Here is an 18,850-nt window from a genome sequence, read left to right on the forward strand (position 1 = left end):
GTCAGCGGCGGGTTTTCCCTTAACCATTAGTGGTGCCTATGGACGTCTCCGATCTGCTCGACAGCCTGAATGAAAAACAACGTGAAGCCGTGGCGGCGCCGCGCAGCAACCTGTTGGTTCTGGCCGGAGCGGGCAGCGGCAAGACGCGGGTGCTGGTGCATCGCATCGCCTGGCTGCTGTCGGTGGAGAACTGCTCGCCGTATTCGATCATGGCGGTGACCTTCACCAACAAGGCGGCGGCGGAAATGCGCCACCGTATCGAACATCTGATCGGCACCAGCCAGGGCGGCATGTGGATCGGTACCTTCCACGGCCTGGCGCATCGTCTGTTGCGCGCCCACCACCTGGAAGCCAACCTGCCGCAGGATTTCCAGATCCTCGACAGCGACGACCAGCTGCGGCTGCTCAAGCGCATCATCAAGGCGCTGAACGTCGACGAGAAGCAGTGGCCGCCGCGTCAGGCGATGTGGTACATCAACGGCAAGAAAGACGAGGGTCTGCGCCCGCAGCACGTCGAGACCTACAACAACCCGGTAGAGGCCACCTGGCTGCGCATCTACCAGGCCTATCAGGAAGCCTGCGATCGCGCGGGGCTGGTGGATTTCGCCGAGCTGCTGCTGCGCGCGCACGAGCTGTGGCTGAACAAGCCGCATATCCTCAACCACTACCGCGAACGTTTCACCAACGTGCTGGTGGACGAATTCCAGGATACCAACAGCATCCAGTACGCCTGGATCCGTTTGCTGGCGGGCGGCAACAGCAACGTGATGATCGTCGGCGACGATGACCAGTCGATCTACGGCTGGCGCGGCGCGCAGGTGGAAAACATCCAGCGCTTCCTGAAAGATTTCCCCGGCGCGGAAACCATCCGCCTGGAGCAGAACTACCGTTCCACCAGCAACATCCTGAAAGCGGCCAACACCCTGATCGCCAACAACGACGGGCGCATGGGCAAAAACCTGTGGACCGAAGGCGGCGAAGGCGAACCGATCTCCATCTACTGCGCCTTCAACGAACTCGACGAAGCGCGCTTCGTGGTCAACCGCATCAAGACCTGGCAGGACAACGGCGGCGCGCTGAACGACTGCGCCATCCTGTACCGCAGCAACGCCCAGTCGCGCGTGCTGGAAGAGGCGCTGCTGCAGACGGCGATGCCGTACCGCATCTACGGCGGCCAGCGCTTCTTCGAACGCCAGGAAATCAAGGATGCGCTGGCCTACCTGCGCCTCATTTCCAACCGCAACGACGACGCAGCCTTCGAGCGCGTGGTCAACACCCCGACGCGCGGCATCGGCGATCGCACCCTCGACGTGGTGCGCCAGGCGGCGCGCGATCGCCAGCTGACGCTGTGGCAGGCGACGCGTGAGCTGATGCAGGACAAGGTGTTGGCCGGCCGCGCTGCGTCGGCGCTGCAGCGCTTTATCGAACTGGTGGAGTCGCTGGCGCACGAAACCGCCGACATGCCGCTGCACGTGCAGACCGACCGGGTGATCCGCGATTCCGGGCTGTTCATCATGTATGAGCAGGAGAAAGGCGAAAAGGGGCAGGCGCGCATCGAAAACCTTGAGGAATTGGTGACGGCGACGCGCCAGTTCAGCTATCAGGACGAAGATCAGGATCTGATGCCGCTGCAGGCGTTCCTGTCGCATGCGGCGCTGGAAGCGGGCGAAGGCCAGGCCGACGCCTATCAGGACGCGGTGCAGCTGATGACCCTGCACTCGGCCAAGGGGCTGGAGTTCCCGCTGGTGTTTATCGTCGGCATGGAAGAGGGCATGTTCCCGAGCCAGATGTCGCTGGATGAAGGCGGCCGTCTGGAGGAGGAGCGCCGCCTGGCCTATGTGGGCGTAACGCGCGCCATGCAGAAGCTGACGCTGACCTATGCCGAAACGCGCCGTCTGTATGGCAAAGAGGTTTACCACCGGCCGTCGCGCTTTATCGGCGAACTGCCGGAAGAGTGCGTGGAAGAAGTGCGCCTGCGCGCCAGCGTATCGCGCCCGGTCAATCACCGCCGCATGGGCACGCCGATCAGCGAGAACGATACCGGTTACAAGCTGGGCCAGCGCGTGCGCCATCCCAAGTTTGGCGAAGGCACCATCGTCAATCTGGAGGGCAGTGGCGAGCACAGCCGGCTGCAGATCGCCTTCCCGGGCGAGGGCATCAAGTGGCTGGTGGCGGCCTACGCTCGCCTGGAAACGGTATAAAAGAGAGGGGCGCGTTGCAGGGGGCAGCCCCTGCAATCGTTCAGGATCAGTGAGGGTAGCGATCGCCGACCTGCGCGGTGGCATACCAGCGCATCACCGCTTCGGTGCCTTCACCGCCTTCCTGCGGCGCCCACGGCATGCAGTCCTCTTCGGTCAACGCCTGATACGGGCCCTGCTTCACTTCGAACACTACGCCGCCGGCATCGACCGACAACACCGCATGCCAGGTAAATGCCGGCATCTCCAGCACTTTGGTTTCTTCGCCGAGCAGGGTGCGTTGCGTTACGACGCCGTCATCGTTGAACTGCAGCACGACAAAACGGCCGCGCAGCGGCGTCAGCAGTTCCCAGGTTTGCGGGTGACGGTGCGGGCGGATATAGGTGCCGGGTTCCATGGCGATCGCCAGGCGTTGCACCGGGTCGCTCAACTCTTCGTGTAAGGTGCGGTGCGCGCGCAGGCGGGGCACGCTGGCGGCCTGTTCGCTCATCGCGGTCAGTTCATGGGCGGTAATCTGTTTCATCGTTTAAATCCGCATGCTTGTCGTACCATTAGGGTGATGTCATCTTAGCAACATTCTTGGTGGCGGTAAGCGATCGCCGCGACTTTTTCAGTACGGTTTAGGCGCCATTTTTGCCATTGAACATCGTGATGATTTGTTGCGCAATTATCCCGCCTAACGTGTTGACAGGCTTTTTCTTCTCGGCGTAACATGCGCGCACTATTATCATTGAGGACAGACGCCTTGGACACACCCAGTAGATACTGGCTCACTGACCTGCGCCGCAGGTATAACTTCTAAGGCTCTCCGTTTTTGCTGATAGCCTTCGTGGTTGTCGGCGACCCCGCAAAGCGTCGCTATGAGTCAGATCTCTTCATGGTCTGAAACAAATCGGTGATACGCATCCCCTCTGTTTCTGTGCTTCAACGCGTTGTCCGCACCCGTTACCTTCACGGAGTTTTGGCACATGCTGAGCGCTTTTAAATTAGATAACCGCCGCTTGTCCCGTCTGGAGCTGGACGACTCGGATGATCTCACGTCATCGCTGTGGGTTGATCTGGTCGAGCCGGAAGAGGGCGAGCGTGAGCGCGTGCAGAATGAGCTGGGACAAAGTCTGGCGACGCGTCCCGAACTGGACGACATCGAAGCCTCCGCCCGTTTCTTCGAAGATGAAGACGGTCTGCATATCCACTCCTTCTTCTACTTTGAAGATGCGGAAGATCACGCCGGCAACTCCACGGTGGCGTTCACCATCCGCGACGGCCGCCTGTATACCTTGCGCGAGCGTGAACTGCCGGCGTTTCGTCTGTACCGCATGCGCGCCCGCAACCAGACCATGCTCGAAGGCAACGCCTACGAACTGCTGCTGGATCTGTTCGAAACCAAGATTGAACAGCTGGCGGACGAGATAGAGAACATCTACAGCGATCTGGAACAGCTCAGCCGGGTGATCATGGAAGGGCATCAGGGCGATGAATACGACGCCGCGCTATCGACGCTGGCGGAGCTGGAAGATATCGGCTGGAAGGTGCGTTTGTGTCTGATGGATACCCAGCGCGCGCTCAACTTCCTGGTGCGCAAGGCGCGTTTGCCGACCGGCCAGCTGGAGCAGGCGCGTGAAGTGCTGCGCGACATCGAATCCCTGCTGCCGCACAACGAATCGCTGTTCCAGAAGGTGAACTTCCTGATGCAGGCGGCGATGGGCTTCATCAACATCGAGCAGAACCGCATCATCAAGATCTTCTCGGTGGTGTCGGTGGTGTTCCTGCCGCCGACGCTGGTGGCCTCCAGCTACGGCATGAACTTCGAATTCATGCCGGAGCTGAAATGGTCGTTCGGCTACCCGGGCGCCATCACCTTGATGATCCTGGCCGGTCTGGCCCCTTACCTGTACTTCAAGCGCAAGAACTGGCTGTAACCCGGCGGCGCCGGGCTCAGCGCAGCTTGCGCTGGGTGTAGAGCGCGTCGAGGGTGAACAGGATCAGCGCCGCCCAGATAAAGCCGAAGGTCACCAGTTTGTCCTGGCCGACGGTTTCGCCGTAGAAGGTGATCGCCAGCAAGAACATCAGCGTCGGGCCGAGATACTGGAAGAAACCGAGCGTCGACAGGCGCAGCCGGGTGGCCGCCGCGGTGAAGCACAGCAGCGGCACGGTGGTGACGATGCCGGCGGCGACCAGCAGCAGGTTCAGCGACCACGGGTTGGCGCTCAGGTGGCTGGTGGGGCTGTCGGCGAACAGGAACAGATAGGCCGCCGCCACCGGCAGCAGCCACAGCGTTTCGATCAGCATGCCGGTCTGGGCGTCGATGGCGATTTTCTTGCGCAGCAGGCCGTAGAAGGCGAAGCTGAACGCCAGCCCCAGACCGATGATCGGCAACGAACCGAACTGCCAGAGCTGCACCAGCACCCCGGTGAACGCCAGCGCCACCGCCACCCACTGCATGCGGCGAAAGCGCTCGCCGAGAAACAGCATCCCCAACAGCACGTTAACCAGCGGGTTGATGAAGTAGCCCAGGCTGGCTTCCAGCATATGGTGGTTGTTCACCGCCCAGATGAACAGCAGCCAGTTGCCGCCGATCAACAGCGCGGTGACCGCCAGCAGCAGCAGCCGTTTGCGATTTTGGCAGGCGGCGCGCACTTTCGGCCAGTTGCGGCCCAGCGTGATCAGCGCCAGCATGAAGAAAAACGACCAGATGATCCGGTGGGTAAGGATCTCGTCCGCGGATACTTGCTGAATCAGTTTGAAATAGGCCGGGGCGATGCCCCACATAAAATAGGCGGCCAGGGCGAAGAAAATGCCCTGACGCGTTTGCTTTGCGTCCATGACGTCACTCGGTGGGGAACGTAAGATGCGGTGAGTGTACTGAAGACGCCCACCGCACACAATCATCAGCCGACCAGATAGGTGGCGGTCGCGGTCGCGATATGCAGGCCGTCGTGGTTATGCAGTTCTACGCGCGCGACGGCGACCTTATTGCCGCTGCGCAGCACGCTGGCGGAGGCGACGAAGTGTTCGCCGCGGCCGGGGCGCAGGTAGTCGACGCGCAGATCGATGGTGCCCATGCGCGACAGTTTGGCGGCGATCTCTTCTTCGATCAGCGGCTCCATGCGCGTCAGCACCCCGCCGGCGCAGGCCAGCCCGGCGGCGACGTCGAGCACCGCGGCGATCACGCCGCCGTGCAGAATTTCCTGTGCGGCGTTGCCCACCAGCTTGCGCTGGTTGGTGAAGCTCAGCTCGACGTAATCATCGTCGAAGCGGCGCAGCTCCAGGCCAAGCTCGCGGTTGAACGGCATGTGGTAGACAAAGATTTCGCCGATCTTGCGGCGGGCGGCTTCCAGGGTCAGTGGTGTGGTCGACATAGCGGGTTTCCGTTTTTCTTTTGCGTTTTAAGGGAGCTAACTGGTCAGTCCAGGTTAATGGAATGTTGATTTTATGCTTAACCTTTGTTGCTTTCCAGACTATTCCAATAAAACCGGCCTGCGCTGCGGTAAAGCCTCCTTTGTGTGTAAAATGGCCTGATTTTTTCCGGGATTGCCCTTTTTCGTTGGAGTGAGGAGAGGTTATGCGCATTTTGTCAGGGATCGTTTCCGCCACGCTGCTGATGCCGGCGCTGGCATTGGCTGCGGAAGCCAAAGAGCAGCAGATTCACGATAAGCCGGCGGTGCGCGGCAGCATTATCGCCAACCTGCTGCAGGAGCACGATAATCCGTTCACGCTGTACCCTTACGATCCCAATTACCTGCTGTATACCGACACCAGCGATATCAACCAAGAGGCCATCAAGACATACAACTGGGCCGACAAGGCGCGCAAGGACGAGGTGAAATACCAGCTTAGCCTGGCGTTTCCGCTGTGGCGGGGCATTGCCGGCGACAACTCGGTGCTCGGCGCGTCTTATACTCAGCGCTCCTGGTGGCAATTGTCCAACCGCGGCGAGTCTTCGCCGTTCCGCGAGACCAACTACGAGCCGCAGCTGTTCGTGGGGTGGGCGACCGATTACCGCTTTGCCGGTTGGACGCTGCGCGATGTTGAAATCGGCGTTAACCATCAATCCAACGGCCGCTCGGACCCGACGTCGCGCAGCTGGAATCGCGGCTATGCGCGGCTGATGGCGCAAAACGGCAACTGGCAGGTGGATCTCAAGCCCTGGTTCCGTTTCTCGGAGAGCTCGAGCAACGACGACAACCCGGACATCACCAAATACATGGGATACTACCGGCTGAAGGTCGGTTACGCCTGGGGCGACAGCGTGTTCAGCGTCGACAGCCACTACAACTGGAACAGCGGCTACGGCGGCGCGGAACTGGGCTGGAGCTATCCGATCACCCGCAACGTGCGATTCTATACCCAGGTGTTCAGCGGCTACGGCGAATCGCTGATCGACTATAACTTCCGGCAGACACGGGTGGGCGTTGGTGTCATGCTGAACGATATTATGTAATCATACCCGGTGGGTGTGTACCGATGAAAAAATGGGGAAGTGTGTGTCAACCGCAGCAGTGATTAACAGAGAGTTGCTGGCCGAGCAGGTATTGCGCGATACCTTCGGCTACCAGCAATTCCGTCCGGGCCAACAAACGATTATCAACGCCGCGATCGGCGGGCAGGATTGCCTGGTGGTGATGCCGACCGGCGGCGGCAAGTCGCTGTGTTACCAAATCCCGGCGCTGGTGATGGACGGCCTGACCCTGGTGGTTTCCCCGCTGATCTCGCTGATGAAGGACCAGGTCGACCAACTGTTGGCCTACGGCGTTTCCGCCGCCTGCTACAACTCGACGCAAACCCGCGAGGAGCAGCTGGACGTCATGGCCGGCTGCCGCAACGGCACCATTAAGATGCTGTACATCGCGCCGGAACGGCTGATGATGGAAAGCTTCCTCAACCTGCTCGACCACTGCCCGCCGGCGATGCTGGCGGTGGATGAGGCGCACTGTATTTCGCAGTGGGGTCATGACTTCCGGCCAGAATATCGCGCGCTGGGTCAGCTGAAACAGCGCTTCCCGTCGATGCCGGTGATCGCGCTGACCGCCACCGCCGACGAGTCCACCCGCGGCGATATCGTGCGCCTGCTGTCGTTGCAGGATCCGCTGGTGCAGGTCAGCAGCTTTGACCGGCCGAACATCCGCTACACGCTGGTGGAAAAATTCAAGCCGCTCGATCAGCTGTGGCGCTTCGTGCAGGATCAGCGCGGCAAGAGCGGCATTATCTATTGCAACAGCCGCGCCAAGGTGGAAGACACCGCCGCGCGTCTGCAAAGCCGCGGGCTGAGCGTCGGCGCCTACCACGCCGGGCTGGACAACGATCGCCGTGCGCAGGTGCAGGAAGCGTTCCAGCGCGACGATCTGCAGGTGGTGGTGGCCACCGTCGCCTTCGGCATGGGCATCAACAAACCCAACGTGCGCTTCGTGGTGCATTTCGACATTCCGCGCAATATCGAATCCTATTATCAGGAGACCGGCCGCGCCGGGCGCGACGGCCTGCCGGCCGAAGCCATCCTGCTGTACGATCCGGCCGACATGGCCTGGCTGCGCCGCTGTCTGGAGGAAAAACCCGCCGGACAGCAGCTGGATATCGAACGCCACAAGCTGAACGCCATGGGCGCGTTCGCCGAGGCGCAAACCTGCCGCCGTCTGGTGCTGCTCAACTACTTTGGCGAAGGCAAGCACGAGAACTGCGGCAACTGCGACATCTGCCTCGATCCGCCGAAGCGCTATGACGGGCTGGAGGATGCGCGCAAGGCGCTGTCCTGCGTGTACCGCGTCGGCCAGCGCTTCGGCCTGGGGTACATCGTGGAAGTGCTGCGCGGCTCCAACAACCAGCGCATTCGCGAATACGGCCACGATAAGCTGCCGGTGTACGGCATCGGCCGCGATCAAACCACCGAACACTGGACCAGCGTGCTGCGTCAGCTGATCCACCTGGGCTTTATCACCCAGAACATCGCCATGCACTCGGCGCTGCAATTGACCGAGGCGGCGCGCCCGGTGTTGCGCGGCGAAGTGGCGCTGCAGCTGGCGGTGCCGCGTATCCAGAGCCTGAAGTCGCGCGGCAGCGCCAACCAGAAATCCTACGGCGGCAATTACGATCGCAAGCTGTTCGCCAAGCTGCGCAAATTGCGCAAATCGATCGCCGACGAAGAAAATATTCCACCCTACGTGGTGTTCAACGACGCCACGCTGCTGGAAATGGCCGAACAGATGCCGATCAAGGCCGGCGATCTGCTGAGCGTCAACGGCGTCGGCCAGCGCAAACTGGAGCGTTTCGGCGCGCCCTTTATGGCGATGATCCGCGACCATCTCGACAATGACGAAGACTGAGGGCGATAAATCATGCTGATGCTGTTTCTCACCGTGGCGCTGGTGCATCTGATTGCGCTGATGAGCCCGGGGCCGGACTTCTTTTTCGTGTCGCAAACCGCTGCCAGCCGCTCGCGCCGCGAGGCGATGATGGGCGTGGTCGGCATTTCTCTCGGCATCGTGGTATGGGCCGGCGTGGCGTTGATGGGGCTGCATCTGATCCTGCAGAAGATGGCCTGGCTGCATCAGATCATCATGGTCGGCGGCGGCATTTACCTGTGCTGGATGGGGTGGCAACTGCTGCGTTCCGCGCGGGCGCAGCAAGCGCAGCCGGCGGCGGAAGCCCAGGTGGCGTTGCCGAAGGCCGGGCGCAGCTTTATTCGCGGCTTCCTGACCAATCTGTCCAACCCGAAGGCGGTGATCTATTTCGGCAGCGTGTTCTCGCTGTTCGTCGGCGACAGCGTCGGCGCCGGGGCGCGCTGGGGGCTGTTCCTGCTGATCGTCGCCGAGACCTTCGTCTGGTTCAGCCTGGTGGCGGTGGTGTTCGCGCTGCCGGCGATGCGCCGCGGCTACCAGCGGTTGGCCAAGTGGATCGACGGGGTGGCGGGCGTGCTGTTCACCGGCTTCGGGTTACACCTGATCTTTACCCGCTGACCGGCAGTGACATGCCCAAGGCCGAGCAGCGATGCCCGGCCTTTTTTTCAGGCCTTGCGGGCGGTCGCCAGCAGCCCCGCCACCAGAATGAACAGCGAGCCGAACAGCCGGTTGAGCAGCTGCATCTGGCGCGGCGTTCTCAGCCAGCCGGCGATGCGCGTCGCCAGGGTGGCGTAACCGATCATCACCAGAATATCCACCACCACGGTGGTAACGCCGAGCACCAGATACTGCTCGGCCTGCGGCTGATTGGGCAAAATGAACTGCGGGAACAGTGCGGCGAGGAACACGATGCTTTTCGGGTTGGTCAGGTTGACCAGCACCGCGCGGCGGAACAGACGGCGGCGCGGCATGCTACCCGCCAGCGCATGCAGATCCAGCGCCCCGGCGGCGCGCCATTGCTGGATGCCGAGCCACACCAGGTAGGCGGCGCCCAGCCATTTCAGCAGCTCGAACGCCAGCAGCGATTGCGATATCAGCGCACCGAGGCCGATGCCTACCAGCACGATGTGCGCGCTCAGCCCGGCCTGCAGCCCGGCGATCGACGCGGCGGCGCCGCGATAGCCGTGGCTGATGCCGGTGCTCATGGTGTTGATGGCGCCTGAGCCGGGGGACAGGCTGAGGATAAGCGTGGTCAGCAGATAGGTTAACCACCAGTCCAAGGTCATGGTTCTTCGGCTCCCTGAAAGTGTCGTTTTGTGCCACAATGCGCCGAGGCGGCGCCGTTTTTTGTAAGAATTGAATCACAATACGCTAGTATGATTTCTTGTGCCAGCGGTCACATTTTCCGCCGGCCCCACAGGGAAAACGCTCTCGATGACCTCGTTCACTCTCAGCTCCGATGACTGGTTAACGCGTGAAACGCAGTTCGCTGCCTTCGCCACCGGGCCGCTGCTGGACTTCTGGCGGCTGCGGGAAGAGGGCGAGTTCAGCGGCGTGGACGGCGTGCCGATCCGCTTTGTGCGTTTTCGCTCCGCGCGACATCAGCGGGTGGTGGTGGTCAGCCCCGGCCGCATCGAAAGCTACGTGAAATACCCCGAGGTGGCCTACGATCTGTTCCACTGCGGTTACGACGTGGTGATCGTCGATCATCGCGGCCAGGGGCGCTCCGGCCGTTTACTGGCGGATACGCACCGCGGTCATGTGGTAAACTTCGCCGACTACGTGGACGATTTCGAGCAGCTTTGGCAGCGCGAGGTCGAATCGCGCGGTTATCGGCAGCGCTTCGCGCTGGCGCATTCGATGGGCGGCGCGATCCTGGCGCAGTTCCTGCAGCGTCGGCCGCAGGCATTCGACGCGGCGGCGTTTTGCGCGCCGATGTTCGGCATCCAGTTGCCGATGCCGGGCTGGCTGGCCGACCGTATTCTCGACTGGGTGGAGACGCGCCCGGCGATCCGCGACTACTACGCGGTGGGCACCGGCCAGTGGCGTCCGTTGCCCTATGTGGTCAACGTGTTGACCCACAGCCGCGAGCGCTATCGGCGCAGCCTGCGCTATTACGCCGATTACCCCGAGCTGCAGGTGGGCGGGCCGACCTACCATTGGGTGCGGGAGAGCATCCGCGCCGGCCGGCAGATTATCGCTCAGGCCGGGGAGATAACAACGCCGCTGTTGCTTTTGCAGGCCGGTGAGGAACGGGTGGTCGACAACCGTTCGCATCAGGCTTTTTGTCAGGCTCTGTCAGACGCGGGGCGCCCTTGCGAAGGGGGGCTCCCGTGGGTTATCAACGGCGCACGCCATGAGATCCTGTTCGAGCGGGACGCGATGCGCGCCGAAGCACTGAACGCAATCCTGCGCTTCTTTGCTCAACACTTAGGCGGCGCGCTGCCGCCGACAACTCCATCAGAGGTTAGAACATAACGCTATGTATCACGTCGTCGCTTCCGATTTAGATGGCACGCTGCTGTCTCCCGACCATACCCTGTCGCCGTACGCCAAAGAAACGCTGAAGTTGCTGACCCAGCGCGGCGTGCATTTCGTGTTCGCCACCGGCCGCCACCATATCGACGTGGCGCAGATCCGCGACAGCCTGGAGATCAGCGCCTTTATGATCACCTCCAACGGCGCGCGGGTGCACAACACCGCCGGCGAGCTGATTTTCAGCCACAACCTGGACGAGGATATCGCCCGCGATCTGTACGGCATGCTGCACGACGATCCGGAGATCACCACCAACGTCTACCGCAACGATGATTGGTTTACCAACCGCGAAAGCCCGGAGCAGGAAGAATTCTTCCAGGAGTCGGTGTTCAAATACCAGCTGTTCGAACCGGGCCTGCTGGAAACCGACGGCGTCTGCAAGGTCTACTTCACCTGCGAAGATCACGAGCGGCTGCTGCAGGTGGAAGACGCCATCAACGCGCGCTGGGGCGATCGGGTCAACGTCAGCTTCTCGTTCCCGACCTGCCTGGAAGTGATGGCGGGCGGCGTGTCGAAAGGGCATGCGCTGGAAGAAGTGGCCAAGATCATCGGCTATACGCTGCAAGAGTGCATCGCCTTCGGCGACGGCATGAACGATCTGGAGATGCTGTCGATGGCCGGCAAGGGCTGCATCATGCGCGACGCGCATCAGCGCCTGAAGGATATGCTGCCGGAGCTGGAAGTGATCGGCTCCAACGTCGATAACGCGGTGCCGCACTACCTGCGCAAGATGTTCCTCTGACATAACCTGGGCGTTTCTCGGAAATAACAAGGGCGCCTTGCGGCGCCCTTGTTATTACTTGTGCTGGCCCTGCTTCTGCAGGAACTGCACGCCCTTGTCCGGGAAGTCGGTGAACACGCCGTCGACGCCGGCCTGGTTGTAAATCACGTCATACAGCTGGTTCACGTCGGTCACGTACTTCGGCAGCGCATCGGCGCGGATGGTAAACGGATGCACCGCCAGCTTGCTGGCGTGCGCTTCTTTCACCATGTCGGTCAGCACGATGTGGCCCGGCTTGGATTTATCCGCCACCACCAGCATGTGGTAGTCCGGGCCGATGCCGTCGGCATACTGAGCGATTTTCTGCATCGCGCCCGGCTTGAACATCCAGTCGTAATCGTATTCTACCCACTTGCCGTCGGCTTTCTGCTCGTAGGTTTCCTGCCAGTCGTTATAGGCGATCAGCTGCACCAGCTTCAGATCCATGCCCAGCTTCGGCTCCAGCTCGTTCTTGATGCGTTTGAGCTCGTTGGCGTCGAAGCACTGCAGGTAGACGTTGTCGTTTTTGCCGGTGTAGCCGTATTGCTTGAGCACCGCCAGCACTTTGCTGGAGATGTCCTTGCCTTCCTGTTTGTGGAACCACGGCGCCTTGATTTCAGGGTAGATGCCGATGTTCTTGCCGGTCGAATGGTTCAGACCCTGCACGAACTCGATCTCTTCCTGGAAGGTGTGTACGCGGAAGTCGGATTTGCCCATCGGGAAGCGGCCAGGGTAGCCCTGCACCTTCTTGCCGTTTTCGATTTCAAAGCCTTCGGTGAACTTCAGCGATTTGATCTCCGCCAGCGTAAAGTCGATGGCGTAATAACGGCCGTCCTTGCGCGCGCGGTCCGGGAAGCGTTCGGCGACGTCGGTGACGCGATCGAGGTAATGGTCGTGCAGCACCACCAGCTCGTTGTCTTTGGTCATCACCAGATCTTGTTCGAGGTAATCGGCGCCCTGCGCGTAGGCCATTGCCTTCGCCGGCAGGGTGTGTTCCGGCAGGTAGCCGCTGGCGCCGCGGTGGGCGATCACCACTTTGTCCGCCGCCTGCGCGGCGCTGACCATTGAGGTAGCGAGAATGATCCCTGTCAGCAGGGCTTTGACTTGAGTCCGCATTCCGTTTTCTCCGTGTTGTTGGGGGCAGGGTAGTAAAAAGGCCGCAGGGCGGCCTTTAAATCATGCAAAAGTCGTGTGACGGTTAGCCGCGTTTGCCGGCAGCGATTTCCGCGTGGTGTTTCTTTTCGTTCAGCATGGTCAGCAGCAGCAGGATAACCGCCAGCACGCCGCCGCCGATCATCACCATGAAGCCGCCGTCCCAACCGAAGAAGTCTACGGTGTAGCCGACGATGGCGCTGGCCGCGACCGAGCCGCCCAGGTAGCCGAACAGGCCGGTGAAGCCCGCGGCGGTGCCGGCGGCTTTCTTCGGCGCCAGCTCCAGCGCGTGCAGGCCGATCAGCATCACCGGGCCGTAGATCAGGAAGCCGATGACCAGCATACAGATCATGTCCACGGTCGGGTTGCCCGGCGGGTTCATCCAGAACACCACGGTGGCGATGGTCACCAGCGTCATGAAGAACACGCCGGTGGCGCCGCGGTTGCCTTTGAACACTTTGTCCGACATCCAGCCGCACAGCAGGGTGCCCGGGATACCGGCGTATTCATACAGGAAGTAGGCCCAGGAAGACTTGTCCAGCGCGAAGTGCTTCACTTCTTTCAGGTAGGTCGGCGACCAGTCCAGAATGCCGTAACGCAGCAGATAGACGAACACGTTGGCGACCGCGATGTACCACAGCAGCTTGTTCGGCAGGATGTACTGCATGAAGATCTGTTTGGCGGTCAGCTCTTCTTCGTCTTTTTCGCTGTAGTCGTCCGGATAGTCGTTTTTGTACTCTTCAATCGGCGGCAGGCCGCAGGATTGCGGGGTGTCCCGCATCAGGCCGAAGGCGATCAGAGCCACCAGGATGGCGCCGAAGGCCGGCATGTAAAGCGCAGCGTGCCAGTCGTTGAACCAGGCCATGCCCAGCAGGAACAGCAGCGGCGGCAGGCCGCCACCCACGTTGTGGGCGCAGTTCCAGATGGAGACGATGCCGCCGCGTTCTTTCTGCGACCACCAGTGCACCATGGTGCGGCCGCACGGCGGCCAACCCATGCCCTGGAACCAGCCGCACAGGAACAGCAGGACGAACATGATGGCGATGCTGGAGGTGGCCCACGGCACGAAGCCCATGAACAACATCACCGCCGCCGCCAGGATCAGGCCGGCAGGCAGGAACACTCGCGGGTTGGAACGGTCGGAGACCGAACCCATGATGAATTTGGAGAAGCCGTAGGCGATGGAAATGCCCGACAGCGCGAAGCCGAGGTCACCGCGGCTGAAGCCTTGTTCGATCAGGTAAGGCATGGCCAGGGTGAAGTTCTTACGCACCAGATAGTAAGCGGCGTAACCGAAGAAGATCCCCAGGAAAATTTGCCAGCGCAGCTTACGGTAGAGCGGGTCTACCTTATCGCTCGGCACACGGGCGATGTGTGCGGCCGGCTTAAAAATACTCAACATGAGCGCCTCCGATGGCTTTATCTGTTATCACATCAATATGACCTTTTACGTTCATTTGATGATTGAGCGGATATCGAATGTGGTGTTTTTGTGTTCCATAACGAGCGCCATTGTCGTCAAATACGCCTGGTGTCGCTGTGACGAATGGCGCAATTGTTACACTTTTATGAAACCACGGCGGATTTTGAGCGATTCGTTAACGTTATGAAATAGAAAAACGTCCAAAAATCGTGATTATGATCACATTGATGGTTTTTTGTGGACATTTTTATTTCGTTTGGTGTTCGTTCTTGTTCCTTATCAAACAAAGACCCTTATAACCGTGGCTCAATAGGCTCATAACTACCGATCCTGAGGGAGCGACATGAGCAGCTATTTTGACGGCGGCGAAACGGATGTGATCATCATCGGCGGCGGCGCCACCGGCGCAGGCATCGCCCGCGACTGCGCGCGGCGCGGCTTGCGCTGCATTTTGCTGGAGCGCCACGACATCGCCACCGGCGCCACCGGCCGCAACCACGGTTTGCTGCACAGCGGCGCGCGCTATGCGGTGACCGACGGCGAGTCGGCGCGCGAGTGCATCGAAGAGAACCGCATCCTGAAACGCATCGCCCACCACTGCATCGAGCGCACCGATGGGCTGTTCATCACCCTGCCGCAGGACTCGCTGGACTATCAGCAACAGTTTATCGCCGCCTGTCGCCAGGCCGACATCGGCGCCGAAGCGATCGACCCGCAGCTGGCGCTGCGGCTGGAGCCGGCGGCTAACCCGGCGCTGATCGGCGCGGTGCGCGTGCCGGACGGCACCGTCGATCCCTTCCGGCTGACCGCCGCCAACATGTTGGACGCGCGCGAACATGGCGCGCAGATCCTGACCTATCACCAGGTGGTGGGATTGTTGCGCAGCGGCGATCGGGTGACGGGCGTGCGCGTTTACGACCATCAGAATCAGCGGCGCTATGCGCTGCATGCGCCGGTGGTGGTCAACGCCGCCGGCATCTGGGGCCAGCAGATCGCCGAATACGCCGATTTGCGCATCCGCATGTTCCCGGCCAAGGGGGCGCTGCTGATCCTCGGCCACCGCATCAACAACATGGTGATCAACCGCTGCCGCAAACCGGCAGACGCCGACATCCTGGTGCCGGGCGACACCATCTCGCTGATCGGCACCACCTCGACCCATATCGACTACGACCAAATTGACAACATGCTGGTGACCCCGCAGGAAGTGGACATTCTGATCCGCGAGGGGGCGCTGTTGGCGCCCACCCTGGCGCAGACCCGCATTCTGCGCGCCTACGCCGGGGTACGGCCGTTGGTGGCCAGCGACGACGACCCCAGCGGGCGCAACGTCAGCCGCGGCATCGTGCTGCTCGATCACGCCGCCCGCGACGGGCTGGAAGGGTTTATCACCATCACCGGCGGCAAGCTGATGACCTACCGCCTGATGGCGGAGTGGGCCACCGACAAGGTGTGCGAAAAGCTTGGCGTAAACCGCCCTTGCACCACCGCGCAGGATGCGTTGCCCGGCTCCCGCCAGTCGGCGGAGGAGACGGTGCGCAGCGTGGTTTCTCTGCCCGCCAGCATTCGTGGCTCGGCAATTTACCGCCACGGCGATCGCGCCAGCCAGGTGCCGGCGGCCGATCGGCTCGACACCAGCCTGGTGTGCGAATGCGAGGCGGTGACCGCCGGGGAAGTGCGCTATGCGGTCAACTCGCTGACCGTCAATAACCTGGTGGATCTGCGCCGCCGCACCCGCGTCGGCATGGGCACCTGCCAGGGCGAACTCTGTGCCTGCCGCGCCGCCGGGCTGTTGACGCGCTTTAACGTCAGCACGCCGCAGCAGTCCATCGCGCAGCTGTCACAGTTCCTCAACGAACGGTGGAAAGGCGTACGGCCGATCGCCTGGGGCGACGCGCTGCGCGAGAGTGAATTTACCAGCTGGGTTTACCAGGGGCTATGCGGGCTTGAAGCCCAGGCCGACAAGGAGCAGGAGGCGGATGATGCGATTTGACGTGGTGGTGATTGGCGGCGGCCTGGCGGGCCTGAGCTGCGCCATTGCCGTGGCCGAACAGGGCAAGCGCTGTGCGGTGGTCAGTTCCGGCCAGAGCGCGCTCTACTTCTCCTCCGGCTCGCTCGACCTGCTGGCGAGATTGCCGGACGGCACGCCGGTCGAAATGCCGCTGGCGGCGTTGCCGCAGCTGGCGCAGCAGGCGCCGCAGCATCCGTATGCCCTGATCGGGCCCGGCCGGGTGGCGGCGTTGTCCGCCGCCGCGCAGCGGTTGTTGGAGCGCTGCGGGCTGAACCTGCAGGGCGAGGGCGCCAACAACCATCTGCGCATTACGCCGCTTGGCACGCGTCGCGCCACCTGGCTCAGCCCGCAGGCGATCCCGACGCTGCCGCTGACCGGCCAACTGCCGTGGCGGCGCATTGCGGTGATCGGCATCGAAGGCTTCCTCGACTTCCAGCCGCAGATGGCCGCCGACTCTCTGAGCCGGGAGCTCGGCGTAGAGACGGAGGTGGCCTATCTGCACATGCCGGCGCTGGACAGATTGCGCAATAACCCCAGCGAGTTCCGCGCGGTAAACATCGCCCGGGTGCTGGATTTGATGGAAAGTCTGCCGCCGATGGCCGAGGAACTGCGGCGGTTGGCGGGGGCAGCCGACGCGCTCTTTCTGCCGGCCTGTTTGGGATTGGAGGACGACGCGTCGCTGGCGGTGCTGCAGGATGCGGTCGGCAAGCCGATCCGGCTGCTGCCGACGCTGCCGCCTTCGGTGCCCGGCATGCGCTTGCATCAGGCGCTGCGGCGGCGTTTTCAACAGCTGGGCGGCGTTTTCATGCCCGGCGACAGCGTGCTGCGCGCCGAGTGCGAAGCCGGCCGCGTCACGGGCCTGTATACCCGCAACCACGGTGATATTCCGCTGCGGGCGCAGCAGGTGGTGTTGGCCAGCGGCAGCTTCTTCAGCAACGGGCTGGTGGCGGATTTCGACGGGGTGCGCGAGCCGATCTTCGGGCTGGACGTACACAGCCGCGCGGATCGCGCCGACTGGAGCCGGCGCGAGCTGTTCGCGCCGCAGCCTTATCTGCAATTTGGCGTGCGCACCGACGGCAGGCTGCGGGCGATGAAGCAGGGCATGCCGTTCGACAATCTGTACGCCATCGGCGCGGTCGCCGGCGGCTACGATCCGCTGCAGCAAGGCTGCGGCGCCGGCGTGTCATTGATCGGTGCGCTGCACGTCGCGCAGCAGATCGCCGCGGAGGAAAACGCATGAGCCTGCATCAGGACCACAGCTTTGAAAGCTGCATCAAATGCACCGTCTGCACCACCTATTGCCCGGTCGCCAAAGTGAACCCGCTCTATCCGGGGCCGAAACAGGCGGGGCCGGACGGCGAGCGGCTGCGGCTGAAAGATCCGGCGCTGTACGACGAAGCGCTGAAATACTGCACCAACTGCAAACGTTGTGAAGTGGCCTGCCCGTCCGACGTCAAAATCGGCGATATCATTCAGCGCGCCCGCGCCGACTTCGCCCAGAGCAAGCCGACGCTGCGCGACGCCATCCTCAGCCACACCGATATCATGGGCTCGCTGTCGACGCCGTTCGCGCCGATCGTCAACGCCGCCACCGGGCTGAAACCGGTGCGCAAGCTGCTGGACAAGGCGCTGAAGATCGATCACCGGCGAGAACTGCCGAAATACTCGTTCGGCACTTTCCGCCGCTGGTACCGGCAACAGGCGCAGGCCCAGCGGCGCTATGCCGAGCAGGTGGCGTTTTTCCACGGCTGCTTCGTCAACTATAACCATCCGCAGCTGGGCAAGGATTTGATCCGGGTATTCAACGCGCTGGATATCGGCGTGCAGCTGCTGAAACGCGAGAAATGCTGCGGCGTGCCGCTGATCGCCAACGGGTTTATCGAGCAGGCCAAAAAGCAGGCCAGGGTTAACGCCGAGTCGCTGCATGAAGCGGTGCTGGAGCGCGGCATCCCGGTGGTGGCGACCTCATCGAGCTGCACCTTCACCCTGCGCGACGAATACCCCCATCTGCTGGACGTGGACACCACTCCGGTGCGCGACCGGGTGGAGCTGGCGACGCGCTATCTCTATCGCCTGATCAATCAGGGGCGCAGCCTGCCGCTGAAGCGCACGCCGCTGCGGGTGGCTTATCACACGCCTTGCCATATGGAGAAGATGGGCTGGACCGCCTACACCCTGGAGCTGCTGCGGCAGATACCGGGGCTGGAGCTGGTGGTGCTGGATTCGCAGTGCTGCGGCATCGCCGGCACCTACGGGTTCAAATCGGAGAACTACGCCACTTCGCAAGGCATCGGCGCGCCGCTGTTCCGGCAGATCGAAGAGAGCGGAGTGGATCTGGTGGTGACCGACTGCGAGACCTGCAAATGGCAGATAGAAATGTCCACCAGCAAGCACTGTGAGCATCCGATCACCCTGCTGGCGCAGGCGCTGGCATAA

General features: G+C 62.1%; 16 protein-coding genes. 10 read left to right on the forward strand and 6 right to left on the reverse strand.

Annotated features, from left to right (window positions below):
- The first annotated feature begins 38 nt into the window (after positions 1-38).
- Positions 39-2,201, forward strand: coding sequence for a DNA helicase II (gene uvrD, locus ACSBQQ_RS17975; protein ID WP_033649640.1), 2,163 nt, complete (start codon positions 39-41; stop codon positions 2,199-2,201).
- A gap of 46 nt (positions 2,202-2,247) precedes the next feature.
- Here the strand turns inward: uvrD and ACSBQQ_RS17980 are convergent, their stop codons facing one another.
- Complete coding sequence (locus ACSBQQ_RS17980; RefSeq protein ID WP_033636654.1) at positions 2,248-2,721, reverse strand: WbuC family cupin fold metalloprotein; 474 nt, start codon at positions 2,719-2,721, stop codon at positions 2,248-2,250.
- A 445-nt stretch (positions 2,722-3,166) separates the two neighbouring features.
- Between ACSBQQ_RS17980 and corA the strand changes: the two genes are divergently transcribed.
- The gene (corA, locus tag ACSBQQ_RS17985) at positions 3,167-4,117 is read left to right on the forward strand and encodes a magnesium/cobalt transporter CorA (protein WP_004934262.1); all 951 of its coding nucleotides are present in this window, start codon (positions 3,167-3,169) and stop codon (positions 4,115-4,117) included.
- 16 nt (positions 4,118-4,133) lie between these two features.
- On the opposite strand, the gene rarD is transcribed toward corA, so the two are convergent.
- Both rarD and ACSBQQ_RS17995 read right to left on the reverse strand, forming a co-directional pair.
- Positions 4,134-5,021: an EamA family transporter RarD gene (gene rarD / locus ACSBQQ_RS17990; RefSeq protein WP_033636655.1), complete on the reverse strand. Its 888-nt coding sequence runs from the start codon at positions 5,019-5,021 to the stop codon at positions 4,134-4,136.
- Between the two features lie 65 nt (positions 5,022-5,086).
- Positions 5,087-5,557 (reverse strand): thioesterase family protein, encoded by a 471-nt coding sequence (locus tag ACSBQQ_RS17995; protein WP_033636656.1) that lies wholly within the window; start codon positions 5,555-5,557, stop codon positions 5,087-5,089.
- A 203-nt stretch (positions 5,558-5,760) separates the two neighbouring features.
- Here ACSBQQ_RS17995 and pldA point away from each other — a divergent pair, with 203 nt between their 5' ends.
- Genes pldA through rhtC form a run of 3 tightly spaced genes read left to right on the forward strand, consistent with a single transcriptional unit; the run spans position 5,761 to position 9,148 of the window.
- Positions 5,761-6,639: a phospholipase A gene (gene pldA / locus ACSBQQ_RS18000; RefSeq protein WP_039568129.1), complete on the forward strand. Its 879-nt coding sequence runs from the start codon at positions 5,761-5,763 to the stop codon at positions 6,637-6,639.
- 43 nt (positions 6,640-6,682) lie between these two features.
- A complete protein-coding gene (gene recQ / locus ACSBQQ_RS18005) occupies positions 6,683-8,515 on the forward strand; it encodes an ATP-dependent DNA helicase RecQ (protein ID WP_033636658.1) in 1,833 nt (610 codons plus the stop codon).
- Positions 8,516-8,527: 12 nt separating this feature from the next.
- Positions 8,528-9,148, forward strand: a complete 621-nt coding sequence (rhtC, locus tag ACSBQQ_RS18010) for a threonine export protein RhtC (protein WP_016929486.1) — start codon at positions 8,528-8,530, stop codon at positions 9,146-9,148.
- A 47-nt stretch (positions 9,149-9,195) separates the two neighbouring features.
- On the opposite strand, the gene rhtB is transcribed toward rhtC, so the two are convergent.
- The gene (rhtB, locus tag ACSBQQ_RS18015; protein ID WP_060429087.1) at positions 9,196-9,816 is read right to left on the reverse strand and encodes a homoserine/homoserine lactone efflux protein; all 621 of its coding nucleotides are present in this window, start codon (positions 9,814-9,816) and stop codon (positions 9,196-9,198) included.
- A 148-nt stretch (positions 9,817-9,964) separates the two neighbouring features.
- On the opposite strand from rhtB, the gene pldB reads away from it, so the two are divergent.
- Positions 9,965-11,008, forward strand: coding sequence for a lysophospholipase L2 (pldB, locus tag ACSBQQ_RS18020; protein ID WP_033649643.1), 1,044 nt, complete (start codon positions 9,965-9,967; stop codon positions 11,006-11,008).
- Between the two features lie 4 nt (positions 11,009-11,012).
- A complete protein-coding gene (gene yigL / locus ACSBQQ_RS18025; RefSeq protein WP_033636660.1) occupies positions 11,013-11,810 on the forward strand; it encodes a sugar/pyridoxal phosphate phosphatase YigL in 798 nt (265 codons plus the stop codon).
- A gap of 54 nt (positions 11,811-11,864) precedes the next feature.
- Here yigL and glpQ read toward each other — a convergent pair whose 3' ends face one another.
- Both glpQ and glpT read right to left on the reverse strand, forming a co-directional pair.
- The gene (gene glpQ / locus ACSBQQ_RS18030; RefSeq protein WP_033649644.1) at positions 11,865-12,944 is read right to left on the reverse strand and encodes a glycerophosphodiester phosphodiesterase; all 1,080 of its coding nucleotides are present in this window, start codon (positions 12,942-12,944) and stop codon (positions 11,865-11,867) included.
- Positions 12,945-13,026: 82 nt separating this feature from the next.
- Complete coding sequence (glpT, locus tag ACSBQQ_RS18035; protein ID WP_033636663.1) at positions 13,027-14,382, reverse strand: glycerol-3-phosphate transporter; 1,356 nt, start codon at positions 14,380-14,382, stop codon at positions 13,027-13,029.
- A 364-nt stretch (positions 14,383-14,746) separates the two neighbouring features.
- On the opposite strand from glpT, the gene glpA reads away from it, so the two are divergent.
- Genes glpA through glpC form a run of 3 tightly spaced genes read left to right on the forward strand, consistent with a single transcriptional unit; the run spans position 14,747 to position 18,850 of the window.
- Positions 14,747-16,396: an anaerobic glycerol-3-phosphate dehydrogenase subunit A gene (glpA, locus tag ACSBQQ_RS18040; protein ID WP_033649645.1), complete on the forward strand. Its 1,650-nt coding sequence runs from the start codon at positions 14,747-14,749 to the stop codon at positions 16,394-16,396.
- A complete protein-coding gene (glpB, locus tag ACSBQQ_RS18045) occupies positions 16,386-17,654 on the forward strand; it encodes a glycerol-3-phosphate dehydrogenase subunit GlpB (RefSeq protein ID WP_033654017.1) in 1,269 nt (422 codons plus the stop codon). Before glpA ends, glpB begins: the two co-directional genes overlap by 11 nt.
- Complete coding sequence (gene glpC / locus ACSBQQ_RS18050; RefSeq protein WP_033636667.1) at positions 17,651-18,850, forward strand: anaerobic glycerol-3-phosphate dehydrogenase subunit GlpC; 1,200 nt, start codon at positions 17,651-17,653, stop codon at positions 18,848-18,850. Before glpB ends, glpC begins: the two co-directional genes overlap by 4 nt.

The sequence above is a fragment of the Serratia sp. G204Y genome, assembly GCF_051172435.1.
Taxonomy (GTDB): Bacteria; Pseudomonadota; Gammaproteobacteria; order Enterobacterales; family Enterobacteriaceae; genus Serratia; species Serratia sarumanii.

What these genes read in the sequence shown, in the direction of transcription:
- corA (WP_004934262.1), top strand. Translation starts at nt 3,167, where the DNA reads ATGCTGAGCGCTTTTAAATTAGATAACCGCCGCTTGTCCCGTCTGGAG.
- glpB (WP_033654017.1), top strand. Translation starts at nt 16,386, where the DNA reads ATGCGATTTGACGTGGTGGTGATTGGCGGCGGCCTGGCGGGCCTGAGC.
- yigL (WP_033636660.1), top strand. Translation starts at nt 11,013, where the DNA reads ATGTATCACGTCGTCGCTTCCGATTTAGATGGCACGCTGCTGTCTCCC.
- glpA (WP_033649645.1), top strand. Translation starts at nt 14,747, where the DNA reads ATGAGCAGCTATTTTGACGGCGGCGAAACGGATGTGATCATCATCGGC.
- rhtB (WP_060429087.1), bottom strand. Translation starts at nt 9,816, where the DNA reads ATGACCTTGGACTGGTGGTTAACCTATCTGCTGACCACGCTTATCCTC.
- glpT (WP_033636663.1), bottom strand. Translation starts at nt 14,382, where the DNA reads ATGTTGAGTATTTTTAAGCCGGCCGCACACATCGCCCGTGTGCCGAGC.
- ACSBQQ_RS17980 (WP_033636654.1), bottom strand. Translation starts at nt 2,721, where the DNA reads ATGAAACAGATTACCGCCCATGAACTGACCGCGATGAGCGAACAGGCC.
- pldA (WP_039568129.1), top strand. Translation starts at nt 5,761, where the DNA reads ATGCGCATTTTGTCAGGGATCGTTTCCGCCACGCTGCTGATGCCGGCG.
- ACSBQQ_RS17995 (WP_033636656.1), bottom strand. Translation starts at nt 5,557, where the DNA reads ATGTCGACCACACCACTGACCCTGGAAGCCGCCCGCCGCAAGATCGGC.
- pldB (WP_033649643.1), top strand. Translation starts at nt 9,965, where the DNA reads ATGACCTCGTTCACTCTCAGCTCCGATGACTGGTTAACGCGTGAAACG.
- glpQ (WP_033649644.1), bottom strand. Translation starts at nt 12,944, where the DNA reads ATGCGGACTCAAGTCAAAGCCCTGCTGACAGGGATCATTCTCGCTACC.
- rhtC (WP_016929486.1), top strand. Translation starts at nt 8,528, where the DNA reads ATGCTGATGCTGTTTCTCACCGTGGCGCTGGTGCATCTGATTGCGCTG.
- rarD (WP_033636655.1), bottom strand. Translation starts at nt 5,021, where the DNA reads ATGGACGCAAAGCAAACGCGTCAGGGCATTTTCTTCGCCCTGGCCGCC.
- uvrD (WP_033649640.1), top strand. Translation starts at nt 39, where the DNA reads ATGGACGTCTCCGATCTGCTCGACAGCCTGAATGAAAAACAACGTGAA.
- glpC (WP_033636667.1), top strand. Translation starts at nt 17,651, where the DNA reads ATGAGCCTGCATCAGGACCACAGCTTTGAAAGCTGCATCAAATGCACC.